Origin of the sequence: Nocardioides sp. YIM 152588 (assembly GCF_040191335.1) — a bacterium.
In the GTDB taxonomy this organism is placed as follows: Bacteria; Actinomycetota; Actinomycetes; order Propionibacteriales; family Nocardioidaceae; genus Nocardioides.
The window spans coordinates 1-12,222 of record NZ_JBEGDJ010000017.1 but is presented as its reverse complement, the minus strand read 5'-3'; the positions used below and the strand labels follow the sequence as shown (position 1 = coordinate 12,222).

The window sequence follows — 12,222 nt, the reverse complement described above, 5'->3', positions numbered from 1 at the left end:
GTCAGCTGTGCTCCCGACCGCCGGCGAAGGCCAGCAGGCCGACCAGCAGCAGGAGGAGGATGCCGAGCGCGCCGCCGCCGACGACCCACGGGTTGAGCCCGCCCTCGGCGTGCTCCTCGGCGGCCTGGACGAGAGCGAGCGCGGTCTGGTTGATCAGCATGGGCGGGATCCTATCGAAACCGCCGCCCGGCGCGGAGCCGGGGCGCGCCTCCGCCCCGCGGGTGGACCCGACTCAGTGGATCGCGAAGTCGACGCCGAGGAAGAGCAGCGTGAACCGCAGGGTGCGGCCGAGGAAGACGGTCGGCAGGAAGACCCACATCGACATCTTCAGGATCCCGCCCACCGCGGACATCACCAGCAGCGGCGGGATGCCGGCCGACGCGGCGAGGAACATGACGCCGGCGGCGTACCAGGGGCGGCCGTGGGTGCGGTCGACCCAGCGCTGGTAGCCGTCCCGGACCTTGGGCGAGGAGAGCTTGCGCTGCGCCCAGGCGGAGTCGACGCCGAGGCGCGCGGCCTCGTACCAGACGACCTTGCCGACGGTCGCCCCGGCGCCGGCGGCGATGCCGAGCCAGAGCGCCTCGGCCGGGCTGGCGACGGTCGTGGCGCCGGCACCGAGGATGTAGATCTCGATGGGCAGGAACGGGAGGAGGGCCGACGCGATGCTGAAGGCGAACGTCGTCAGCCAGACGATCATCGCGCCGCGGTCCCCGCCGGGAGCGCCACCGGGGCGGTCGGGACGGGCAGCCCGAGCTTGAGCAGCCAGCCCAGCGAGACGAGCTTGAGCGCGAGCAGGGCCAACGCGATCACCAGGCCGAGCCACACCCACCCGGTGACCAGCAGCAGCACCGCGAACAGGCCGGAGTTGGCGGCCTTGCCCAGCCGGGACCAGTTCCACAGGTAGATCCGGCGGTCGACGACGTAGAAGTAGTTGGGGCTGCGGATCGGCCACGCCAGGAAGGCCAGCGACAGGTACATGTCGATGACCATGAACTCGAACAGGTAGACCCCGACCGGGAGCGCGATCCACGTCATCGGCTCGTCGCTGAAGAAGCCGGAGGGCTCCAGCCAGACCAGGCCGAGGTAGAACGCCGCGCAGCTGATCCGGTCGCACATCATGTCCACGACCGCGCCGATGCGGGTCTCGCAGTCGAACCGGCGCGCCCACTCACCGTCGAGGGTGTCGCCGACCCAGTAGACGAGCACGCCGGCGACGAGCAGCGCCAGGCTCCCCTCGTGCGCCGCCCACAGCGAGAGCACCAGGGTGACCAGCGTCCGCACGAAGGTGATCGCCGTCGCCCCGGTGAGGAGTCGTTCGCTGCTGGGATCGGCCATGATCCGGTCCGGGGAGCCTGCCATGCGCGCAACCTATCGCGGGGCCGTGACGAGCCCGCGAACCCACCCCCAACGGGCCCCTCGGGTTCACCTCGCGGCCATCCGGCTACCGTAGCGTCACAGCGTGCCCTGGCTCGCCGTCGCCTTTGCTGCCGCGAGCGCCCTGACCACAGCGCTGTCCACCGCGGTGCAGCACCACGTGGCACACACGGCGTCCTTCTCGGGGCCCGGCCCGGCCACCAGCCCCCCACATGCGAACCCCCAAGGCTCGGTGGCCGGGCTTCTCCGGGCGCTCGTCCGGCGGCCGCTCTGGCTGGCCGCGCTCGCGCTCGGGCCGGTCGGGTTCACCTGGCACGCGCTGGCGCTCCAGCACGGCCCGATCGCCGTGGTGCAGCCGGTCGTGATCGTCGGCATCGTCGCCGCGCTCCCCCTCAGCACGGCGCTCGCCGGCGCGCGCACGGCACCCTCGGACCTGCTCGCCGCGCTGGCCACCGTCGCCGCGCTCGCCGTGCTGCTCCTGGTCACCGCCCCCGAGCAGGGCGCCGGCCCCACCCCGGGCACCCTCGCGCCCGCGGTCGCGCTGGGCGCGGGCGCGGCCGTGCTGGCCCTCACCGCCTCCGGCCGGGTACGCCGACCGGCGACCCGCGCCGCGGTCCTCGGCGCCTCCTCGGGCCTGCTGTTCGGGCTGATGGCGGTGCTGGTCGAGGTCGTCGCCACGTGGCTGGCCGAGCCCGGCCACGGCGCCGCCGGCCTGGCGCTGCAGTGGTACCCCTACGCGCTGGTCTGCTGCGGGGTCGGCGGCCTGGCGGTCAACCAGGTCGCCTACCGCACCGCCGGGCTGGCCGCCTCGATGCCGGTGCTCAACGTGGTCAACTGCCTGCTCACGCTCGGCTTCGGCTACCTCGTGCTGGGCGAGCGCCTGACCGCGTCCCCGGCCTCGCTCGCGGTGGCGGCGGTCGCCCTCGCGGTCGTGCTGCGCGGGGTGTGGGTGCTCAGCGGATGTGACCGTCCCCGACCACGACGTACTTCGTCGACGTCATCTCGGGCAGTCCCATCGGCCCCCGCGCGTGCAGCTTCTGGGTGCTGATCCCGATCTCGGCGCCGAAGCCGAACTCGCCGCCGTCGGTGAACCGGGTCGAGGCGTTGACCAGCACCGCGGCGGAGTCGACCTCGGCCACGAACCGGCGGGCCGCACCCTGGTCCTCGGTGACGATCGCGTCGCTGTGCTGGCTGGACCAGGTGCGGATGTGCTCCAGCGCCTGGTCGAGGTCGTCGACGACACGGGCGGCGATGTCGAGCGAGAGGTACTCGGTGGCCCAGTCCTCGTCGGTGGCCGGCTCGACGCCGTCGTAGGCGCCGAACGCGGCGTCTCCGTGCAGCGTCACCCCGGCCTCCTGGAGGGCGGCCACGACGCGCGGGAGGAAGGCGCCGGCGACGTCGGCGTGCACCAGCAGCGACTCGGCCGCGTTGCAGACCGAGGTGCGGTGGGTCTTGGCGTTCACCACGATCGCCAGCGCCTTCTCCAGGTCGGCGGCGCGGTCGACGTAGACGTGGCAGTTGCCGACGCCGGTCTCGATCACCGGCACGGTGCTCTCCTCGACCACCGACCGGATCAGGCCGGCGCCGCCGCGCGGGATCAGCACGTCGACGAACCCGCGGGCGCGCATCAGCGCCTTGACCGAGTCGTGGGTGTCGCCGGGGACCAGCTGGACGACGTCGGCGGGCAGGCCGGCAGCGGCGACGGCGTCGCGGAGCACCGTCACGATCGCCGCGTTGCTGCGGCGCGCCGACGAGCTGCCGCGCAGCAGCACGGCGTTGCCCGACTTGAGGCAGATCCCGGCGGCGTCGGCGGTCACGTTGGGGCGCGCCTCGTAGATCATCCCGACGACGCCGAACGGCACCCGGACCTGGCGCAGCTCCAGGCCGTTGGCGAGCACGCCGCCGCGGACCACCTCGCCCACCGGGTCGGCCAGCCCGGCCACGTCGCGCAGCCCCTGGGCCATGCCCTCGAGGCGCTCCGGCGTCAGCCGCAGCCGGTCGATGATGTTGGGCGGCGTACCGCCCTGCTCGGCCGCCTCGACGTCCCCGGCGTTGCCCTCCAGCACCTCGGCGGAGCGGGCCAGCAGGGCGTCGGCCATCGCGTGCAGCGCGGCGTCCTTGGTGGCCCGGGTGGCGAGCCCGAGCTGGCGGCTGGCGACCCGCGCGGCGCGGGCGGCGTCGATGACCTCGTCGGCGATGCTCACCCGTCCAGACTAGTGGCGGCGCCGCGGCCGCCCGGTGACGTCTCAGCCCGGTCCGCGGCCCGTACGACGCAGCGCCCCGCCCGGAGGAGTCCGGGCGGGGCGCTGTCGTCGCTGCGGGTCGGGCTCAGCCCTTGCGCTTCTCGATCTCCGCGGTGGCGGCGGGCAGCACGGTGTGCAGGTCGCCGACGACGCCGAAGTCGACGAGCTCGAACATCGGCGCCTCCTCGTCCTTGTTGACCGCGACGATCGTCTTCGAGGTCTGCATGCCGGCCCGGTGCTGGATGGCACCGGAGATGCCGTTGGCGACGTAGAGCTGCGGCGAGACGACCTTGCCGGTCTGGCCGACCTGGAAGGTGTGCGGCTTCCAGCCGGAGTCGACCGCGGCGCGCGAGGCGCCCACGGCGGCACCGAGCGAGTCGGCGAGCGCCTCGACGGCGGTGAAGTCGCCGCCGGTGCCACGACCACCGGAGACCACGATCGCGGCCTCGGTCAGCTCGGGGCGGCCGGTCGCCTGGCGCGGCTGCGACGCTACGATCTGGGCGCCCTTCGCGGCGTCGGAGATGGTCGCGGCGAACGCCTCGACCGCACCGGCGCCGGCGCCCTCCTCGGGGGCGGCCGCGTTCGGCTTGACCGTGATGATCGGGGTGCCCTGGGTGACCTTCGCGGTCACCGTGAAGTTGCCCGCGAACACCGACTGGGTGGTCACGCCACCCTCGGCGACGTCCACGGCGTCGGTGATCAGGCCGGAGCCCAGCTTGATCGCGAGACGACCGGCGATCTCCTTGCCCTCGGCGGAGGACGGGATCAGGATCGCGGCCGGCGAGGCCTGGGCGGCCACCTGCTGCAGCACCTCGGCCTTGGGCGCCACCAGGTAGCCCTTCACCTCGGTGTCGTCGACCGTGTAGATCTTGTCCGCGCCGTAGCCCTTGAGGGTCTCCGCGGCCGCGGCGGCCTTGTCGGCACCGCCGATGAAGACGGCCGAGGGGGAACCGAGACGCTTGGCGATGGCGAGCAGCTCGAGGGTGGGCTTGCGGATCGCACCGTCGACGTGGTCGACGAGAACCAGAACTTCAGACATGTCTCGTGGCTCCTCAGATGAACTTCTTCGAGGCGAGGAACTCGACCAGCGCCGTGGCGCCCGAGCCGTCCTCGTCCTTGACGATCTCGCCGGCGGTGCGCGGCGGGCGGGCGGCGGTGTCCTCGACGGCGGACCACGCCACCGAGAGGCCGACCTGGCCGGCGTCCACGCCGAGGTCCGCGAGCGTGTAGGTCTCCAGCGGCTTCTTCTTCGCCGCCATGATGCCCTTGAAGGAGGGGTAGCGGGCCTCGCCGGACTGGTCGGTGACCGAGATGACCAGCGGCATGGTGCCGCCGACGACCTCGGTGGCGGTGTCGCCGTCACGCTTGATCCGGACCTGGTTGCCCTGGGTCTCCACGACCGCGGCCATGGTCACCTGGGGCAGGCCGAGGCGCTCGGCGAGCATCGCCGGGACGACCGACATGCCGGCGTCGGTGGAGGCCATGCCGCACATCACGACGTCGGGCTGGCCGATCTTCTCGATCGCCTTGGCCAGCACCAGCGAGGTCGCGACGGCGTCGGAGCCGGCGATCGCGTCGTCCTGCACGTGGACCGCGGAGTCGGCACCCATCTGCAGGGCCTTGCGGACCGCGTCGACGGCCTTCTCCGGACCGATGGTCAGCGCGGTGACGGTGATCTCCTCGTCGGCGCGCTTCTCCTTCAGCTGGAGGGCCTGCTCGACGGCGTACTCGTCGAGCTCCGACAGCAGACCGTCGACGCCGACGCGGTCAACGGTGTTGTCCGACTCGAACCGCCGGTCGGCGGTGGCGTCGGGAACGTACTTCACACAGACGACAATGTTCATGGTTGTGGCCGGAACGGCCCCTTCCTCTTCCTGTGCACTCTGGCGCCCCCGCATCGGAGGCGTGTGGCCCTGGGTTGGACGGCGTTGGGCAGGCTACCCTCCGCGGTTAACGGGATGAAACCGGTCCCAAGTGGGCTACCTCACACGCTCTCATTTCGCCTGCCGGGCGCGAGGTCTCCGCCGGCACGCGCCGTCACGGGCGGATCAGGCGCTCCAGCACCCGGCCGACGACGAGGTAGGCGAGCGCGGCGGCGCCGTAGTTGGCCAGCGCGGTCTTCACCAGCGCCTCGTCGCGGTCCGGGTCGGCGGAGGCCCAGACCGGGTTGCCCAGGTCGAACAGCCCGAGGTCGAAGACATCCGCCAGGTCGCGCACCGTCCGGACCAGCGCGTTGTCCCCGTTCGCGTCGAAGGCGTAGCTGAACGCGGCACACGCGAGCACCAGGGCGATCACCAGGCAGGCGCTCCACACCACACGCGCCACGGCCGAGCGGAACCTGGCGACGGCCAGGGCCCGGGACTGGCGGGCGTCGGCGCCGGGGCCGGCGCTGGAGTGGGCGCTGGAGTGGGCGCTGGAGTCGGCGCTGGAGTCGGCCGGGGTCTTGTCCTTCATCGCGGGTCCGTCGCTTTCGGTGGAGTACGCCGGCGCGCCGGCGTGGAGCAGGCCACTGCCCGACAGTGTGCCCTGCATCACCCGCGGGAAACACCCGGATGGCGGTCGAACCCCACGGGGCTCACGACCCGCGGGGCACAATGACGCGGTGACTCCAGGCATGTGGCAGACACTCGGGGAGCAGGCGCCCACCTGGCCGGGCCGCAACTGGCCGCTCGGTGCGACCTGGACCGAGGAGGCGACCAACTTCGCGGTCTACGCGCCGCGCGCCGAGGCCGTCTGGCTGTGCCTCTTCGACGACCACGGCGGCGAGCGCCGGCTGCCGCTGACCGAGCAGTCCCTCGGCATCTGGCACGGCGCCGTCCCGGGCGTCCGGCCCGGCGACCGCTACGGCTACCGCGTCGACGGCACCTGGGCGCCCGCCCACGGCCTGCGGTTCAACCCGAACAAGCTGCTGCTGGACCCCTACGGCCACGCGGTCGCGGGGACGATCACCCCCGGCCCCGCGCTCCTCGCCCACGACGCGAAGGACCGCTCGCAGCCGAGCACCCTGGACTCCGCCGAGGCCACCGCGCGCAGCGTCGTGGTCGACCCCTCCTTCGACTGGGAGGGCGACGCGCCGATGAAGACCCGCTGGCGCGACACCGTCATCTACGAGCTGCACGTCAAGGGCTTCACCCAGCTGCACGACCGCATCCCCGAGGAGATCCGCGGCACCTACGCCGCGCTCGGGCACCCGGCGGTGACCGAGTACCTCAAGGACCTCGGGGTGAGCGCCGTCGAGCTGCTGCCCGTGCACCAGTTCTTCTCCGAGCCGGCGCTGACCGAGCGGGGCCTGGGCAACTACTGGGGCTACAACTCGATCTCCTACTTCGCCCCCGACGCCTCCTACAGCTCCTCGGGCGAGCGCGGCGAGCAGGTGCGCGAGTTCAAGCAGATGGTCAAGGACCTGCACCGCGCCGGGCTCGAGGTCATCCTCGACGTCGTCTACAACCACACCGCCGAGGCCGGCCCGGACGGCCCCTCGATCAGCTTCCGCGGCTTCGACGACCGCGGCTTCTACCGGCGGGTGCCGCCCAACGGCGGGCCGACCACGGTCGACGACACCGACCCGCTGCTCGGCCCGTTCGACGACACCTACTGGGACGTCACCGGCTGCGGCAACACGGTCGACTCCGAGGACCCGCTGGCGCTGCGGCTGATCCTGGACTCGCTGCGCTACTGGGTCACCGAGATGCACGTCGACGGGTTCCGGTTCGACCTGATGTCGGCACTGAGCCGCACCGGCGACGACACCGGCGCCGGCATCGACATGGCCTGCCGGCTGCTGATCGCCATCGGCCAGGACCCGGTGCTGCGGCACGTGAAGCTCATCGCCGAGCCCTGGGACGCCTCGATGGACGGCTACCTGGTCGGCCGGATGCCGCCGCCCTGGGTGGAGTGGAACGACCAGTACCGCGACACCATCCGCGACTTCTGGCGCGGGCAGTCCAGCGGGCTGCACTCGGTGGCCACCCGCCTCGCCGGCTCCTCCGACCTGTACGCCGACGACGGCCGCTCCGCCTACAACTCGGTCAACTTCATCACCGCCCACGACGGCTTCACGGTCCGCGACCTGGTCTCCTACGACCACAAGCACAACGAGGCCAACGGCGAGGAGAACCGGGACGGCTCGGACAACAACCGCTCCTGGAACCACGGCGTCGAGGGCGAGACCGACGACGAGGAGATCGTCGCGCTGCGGCGGCGCCAGGCCGCCAACCTGATGGCCACGCTCTGCCTCTCCAACGGGGTGCCGATGCTGACCGCCGGCGACGAGCGCGGGCGCACGCAGGGCGGCAACAACAACGCCTACTGCCAGGACAACGAGATCTCCTGGGTGCGCTGGCAGGCCGACGCCGGCGAGGACGGCGAGCCCGAGGCGTGGCTGGACGTCTACGAGCTCACCCGCGCCGCGCTGCGGCTGCGCCGCGAGCACCGCGCCCTGCGGCAGCGGCACTGGTTCGAGGGGCGGCCGACCATCGTCGACGGCCCCAAGGACCTGGCCTGGCTGCACCCGACCGGGCGGGAGATGACGCCCGAGGACTGGCACGACCGCGGGCTGCAGACGCTGGGGATGTTCCTCTCGGGGCGTCCGCTGCGCGCCCCCGGCCCGCACGGCGAGCAGCAGGTCGACTCGTCGTTCCTGCTCTGGTACCACGCCGGGCCGGACCCGGTGAAGCTCTTCCTGCCCGACAACGACTGGGTGGCGCGCGGCACCGTCGCCCTCTCCACCGACCCCGACCTCGAGTGCGGGACCGAGGTCAGCGCCGGGGAGAGCCTGCGCATCGGCGGGCGCAGCGTGGTCGTGCTCCAGGAGCTCTAGCCTGCCGGTGGTTGAGGTGCGAGGAGCGCTAGCGACGAGCCAGCCGGTGGTTGAGGTGCGAGGAGCGCTAGCGACGAGCCTCGAAACCACCACCGCCACAGTGCCTCGGTTTCGAGGCTCGCTTCGCTCGCACCTCAACCAGCGGCGGGGCGTCAGGCGGTGGCGACCACGCCCAGCTCGGCGGGCGCGATCAGCAGGTCGTGCCTCGGCACCACCCGCACCGTGTAGCCGAACGGTCCGCTGCGGGTCAGCTCGACCTCCCCGTCGTACCGGTGCCGGTTGCCGTCGTAGGACTCGACCAGGTCGAGCGTGATCACGCTCGCCCCCTCCAGCACGTCCTCGGCGTCGACCCGGCCGTACACGAGCTGGACCTCGACGTCGGAGGGAGCCAGCTCCCCCAGCGCGACGTAGCAGCGCACCGCCAGCGAGTGGCCGACCTCGGTCACGTCGGCCAGCCCCCGCGACTCCACGTGCTCCACCCGCACCGCCGGCCAGGCGCCGCGCACGCGGGCCTTCCACTCGGCCAGGTCCCGCGCGGCGCGGTAGCCGTCGTCCGGGGTGTCCAGGATCCGGCCGACGCCGGCGGCCGGTCCGTAGAGCCGGCGCACGTAGTCGCCGACCATCCGGGTCGCCAGCACCTTGGGGCCGAGCTCCTTCCAGGTGTGGCGCAGCATCTCCACCCAGCGCACCGGAACGCCGTCGGCGTCGCGCTCGTAGAAGCGCGGCGCCACATCGTGCTCGATCAGGTCGTAGAGCGCGGCGGCCTCCAGGTCGTCGCGCCGGTCGGGGTCGCCCGCCACGCCGGGCGCGTCCGCCGACGGGATCGCCCAGCCGAACTCGGGCTCGTACCACTCGTCCCACCAGCCGTCGAGGATCGACAGGTTGAGCCCGCCGTTCAGCGCCGCCTTCATCCCCGAGGTGCCGCACGCCTCGTAGGGGCGCAGCGGGTTGTTCAGCCACACGTCGCAGCCGGGGTAGAGCGGCTGGGCCAGCGCGATGTCGTAGTTGGGCAGGAACACGATCCGGTGCCGCACGTCCGCCTCGTCGGCGAACCGGACCAGCTCCTGGATCAGGCGCTTGCCGCCGTCGTCGGCCGGGTGCGCCTTGCCCGCGATCACCAGCTGCACCGGCCGGTGCGGGTGCAGCAGCAGCGCCTTGAGCCGCTCGGGGTCGCGCAGCATCAGCGTCAGCCGCTTGTACGACGGCACCCGGCGAGCGAAGCCGATGGTGAGCACGTCGGGGTCGAGCGCCTCGTCGATCCAGCCGACCTCCGCCGGCGTGGCGCCGCGCTTCTCCCAGGAGCGGCGCAGCCGGCGGCGCGCGTCGGCCACCAGGTGCTCGCGCAGCCGGCGCTTCGTCGCCCAGACCTCGGTTCCCGGCACCTTGTCCACCGCCGCCCAGTAGGCCTCCGTGTCCTCGGTGGAGCCGACCTCGGTCGGGTCGGCCGGCGCGCCGTACGCGGCCGCCATCGCGAACACCTCCGGGTGCACCCAGGTGGGCGCGTGCACGCCGTTGGTGATCGACGTGATCGGCACCTCCTCGGTGTCGAACGCCGGCCACAGGCCGTTGAACATGCCACGGCTGACCTCGCCGTGGAGCAGGGAGACGCCGTTGAGGCGCTGGGCGAGCCGGAACCCCATCACCGCCATGTTGAAGACGCCCGGGTCGCCGCCCTCGTAGTCCTCGGCGCCGAGCGCCAGCACGCGGCCGGTGGGCACGCCCGGGGTGGCGCCGCCGGACGCGTCCAGGTACTGCTCGATCAGCGAGCGCGGGAACCGGTCGATGCCGGCGGGCACCGGGGTGTGGGTGGTGAAGACGGTCGAGCCGCGGCCGACCTCGACCGCCTCGTCGAAGGTGAGGCCGGGTCCCCCGTCGGCGGTCAGCTCGCGGATCCGCTCGATGCCGAGGAAGCCGGCGTGGCCCTCGTTGGTGTGGAAGACGTCCGGGGCCGGCGCGCCGGTGATCCGCGACCAGACGCGCAGCGCGCGCACGCCCCCGACGCCGAGCAGCAGCTCCTGGCGCAGCCGGTGCTCGCTGGTGCCGCCGTACAGCCGGTCGGTGATCTCGATGTAGTGGTCGGGGTTGCCGTCGACGTCGGTGTCCAGCATCAGCAGCGGGACCCGGCCGACCTGCGCCACCCAGATCCGGGCCAGCAGGTCCGGCCCGCCGGGCATGCCCAGCACGATCGTCGCCACCGAGCCGTCGGCCTCGCGCAGCGGCGCGATCGGCAGCTCGTCGGGGTCGAGCACCGGGTAGGACTCCAGCTGCCACCCCTCGCGGGACAGCGACTGCTTGAAGTAGCCGTGCCGGTAGAGCAGGCCCACGCCCACGATCGGGACGCCGAGGTCGCTGGCCGCCTTGAGGTGGTCGCCGGCGAGGATGCCCAGGCCACCGGAGTACTGCGGCAGCACCGACGTGATCCCGAACTCCGGGGAGAAGTACGCGACCGTCGTCGGCCACGGCGTCCCGGTCTCGGCGGCGCTGACCTTCTGGAACCACCGGTCCTCGGTCAGGTACGCCTCCAGGTCCGCCCGCACCCGGGCGACCCGGTCGACGAAGCCGGCGTCCGCGGCCAGCTCGGCCCACCGCTCGCTGCCGACGCCGCCGAGCAGGCCGACAGGGTCGTGCCCGTCGGCCCACAGATCCGGATCGACCTCCTCGAAGAGCGCCTGGGTCGGTGGGTGCCAGGACCAGCGCAGGTTGGCGGCGAGCTCGCCGAGGGGCGCCAGCTCGACGGGCAGGACAGGGCGGACCGTGAAACGGCGGATCGCGCGCATGGAGCGAACTTAGCGCCCCTTCTGGATCGTTAAAAGACGGTTCGTGCCACCTTCTTGCTGCGAGGCCGTAACACCGTGGCCCGGTGTCGCGTTGAGGGGACACCACGGGCGAGGAGGAGTCATGGGGGCTTCCTCGCCCGTGGCCATGTTGGATGGCGCGAGCTCGTCTTCGCTTCGCTCGACGCGCTGCCGCGCGCGCAGTCGAGCAATTCCGTGGTTGCGGTGGCCTGGCGGCCTGCGGCGGCTGTACGCGGAGAAGCCCGGCTCGTCCGCTCCGGTCGCTTCGCTCCCTTCGCGTGCTCGCCGTGCGTTCTCCGCGGTACGCAGCCGTCAATCCTGTTGTTCCGGGGCGCGAGCTCGTCTTCGCTTCGCTCGACGCGCTGCCGCGCGCGCAGTCGGCCGCCGCAGTGGTCCAGGTGGTCTGGCGGCCTACGGCGGCTGCACGCGGAGAAGCCCGGCTCGTCCGCTCCGGTCGCTTCGCTCCCTTCGCGTTCTCGCCGCGCGTTCTCCGCGGTAGGCAGCCGTCAATCCTGTTTTTCCGGGGCGCGAGCTCGTCTTCGCTTCGCTCGACGCGCTGCCGCGCGCGCAGTCGGCCGCCGCAGTGGTCCAGGTGGTCTGGCGGCCTACGGCGGCTGCACGCGGAGAAGCCCGGCTCGTCCGCTCCGGTCGCTTCGCTCCCTTCGCGTGCTCGCCGCGCGTTCTCCGCGGCAAACAGCCGTTAGTTCGGTGGTTCCGGGGGCGAGACCCCGGTGGTTCCGGGCGTGGGCTGGTCGTGGCTTCGCGTGGGCGGGGTCGTGTGCCCCACGCCCCGGTATCCCGATGCCTCAGCCACACGACCCTCCCACCGGGCCGCCCCACCGGCCCCGCCACCCGGTCGTGTGCCCCACACCCCCATATCCCGATGTGTTGTGTCTCGGGACATCGCGGACACATATGTCTCAAGACATCGCGGACACTTTCCTACCGCGGGGGTTGGCTGACTGGTAGCCCGCTCGTGATTTCAGGTCGA

The 12,222-nt window shown here is 72.6% G+C and carries 10 protein-coding genes; 2 read left to right on the top strand and 8 right to left on the bottom strand.

The annotated features are described in order from the left end of the window. Window position 1: 1 nt before the first annotated feature. The 3 genes from ABLM29_RS10480 to ABLM29_RS10470 form a co-directional block, all read right to left on the bottom strand. Window positions 2–160, bottom strand: a complete 159-nt coding sequence (locus tag ABLM29_RS10480; RefSeq protein WP_349714051.1) for a hypothetical protein — start codon at window positions 158–160, stop codon at window positions 2–4. A gap of 72 nt (window positions 161–232) precedes the next feature. After that, window positions 233–697: a VTT domain-containing protein gene (locus ABLM29_RS10475; RefSeq protein ID WP_349714050.1), complete on the bottom strand. Its 465-nt coding sequence runs from the start codon at window positions 695–697 to the stop codon at window positions 233–235. After that, window positions 694–1,359 (bottom strand): CDP-alcohol phosphatidyltransferase family protein, encoded by a 666-nt coding sequence (locus ABLM29_RS10470; RefSeq protein WP_349714049.1) that lies wholly within the window; start codon window positions 1,357–1,359, stop codon window positions 694–696. The genes ABLM29_RS10475 and ABLM29_RS10470 overlap by 4 nt, the downstream gene beginning before the upstream one ends. A 247-nt stretch (window positions 1,360–1,606) precedes the next feature. Here ABLM29_RS10470 and ABLM29_RS10465 point away from each other — a divergent pair, with 247 nt between their 5' ends. After that, on the top strand, window positions 1,607–2,422 hold the full coding sequence (locus tag ABLM29_RS10465) for a DMT family transporter (RefSeq protein ID WP_349714048.1): 816 nt from the start codon (window positions 1,607–1,609) through the stop codon (window positions 2,420–2,422). Here the strand turns inward: ABLM29_RS10465 and ABLM29_RS10460 are convergent. From ABLM29_RS10460 to ABLM29_RS10445, 4 genes are all read right to left on the bottom strand, one after another. Next, on the bottom strand, window positions 2,328–3,578 hold the full coding sequence (locus tag ABLM29_RS10460) for a glutamate-5-semialdehyde dehydrogenase (protein WP_349714046.1): 1,251 nt from the start codon (window positions 3,576–3,578) through the stop codon (window positions 2,328–2,330). The genes ABLM29_RS10465 and ABLM29_RS10460 overlap by 95 nt on opposite strands. A gap of 124 nt (window positions 3,579–3,702) precedes the next feature. Continuing rightward, on the bottom strand, window positions 3,703–4,656 hold the full coding sequence (locus ABLM29_RS10455) for an electron transfer flavoprotein subunit alpha/FixB family protein (RefSeq protein WP_349714045.1): 954 nt from the start codon (window positions 4,654–4,656) through the stop codon (window positions 3,703–3,705). A 13-nt stretch (window positions 4,657–4,669) separates the two neighbouring features. Beyond that, window positions 4,670–5,443 (bottom strand): electron transfer flavoprotein subunit beta/FixA family protein, encoded by a 774-nt coding sequence (locus tag ABLM29_RS10450; RefSeq protein ID WP_349714043.1) that lies wholly within the window; start codon window positions 5,441–5,443, stop codon window positions 4,670–4,672. 211 nt (window positions 5,444–5,654) lie between these two features. Next, window positions 5,655–6,149 carry a hypothetical protein gene (locus tag ABLM29_RS10445; protein ID WP_349714042.1) on the bottom strand — a complete coding sequence of 165 codons (495 nt, stop codon included), beginning with the start codon at window positions 6,147–6,149 and terminating at the stop codon, window positions 5,655–5,657. A gap of 82 nt (window positions 6,150–6,231) precedes the next feature. Between ABLM29_RS10445 and glgX the strand changes: the two genes are divergently transcribed. After that, entirely contained in the window at window positions 6,232–8,436 is a 2,205-nt protein-coding gene (glgX, locus tag ABLM29_RS10440; RefSeq protein ID WP_349714041.1) for a glycogen debranching protein GlgX, read from the top strand. Window positions 8,437–8,588: 152 nt separating this feature from the next. On the opposite strand, the gene glgP is transcribed toward glgX, so the two are convergent. Then, complete coding sequence (gene glgP, locus ABLM29_RS10435; RefSeq protein ID WP_349714040.1) at window positions 8,589–11,213, bottom strand: alpha-glucan family phosphorylase; 2,625 nt, start codon at window positions 11,211–11,213, stop codon at window positions 8,589–8,591. Window positions 11,214–12,222: the final 1,009 nt, after the last annotated feature.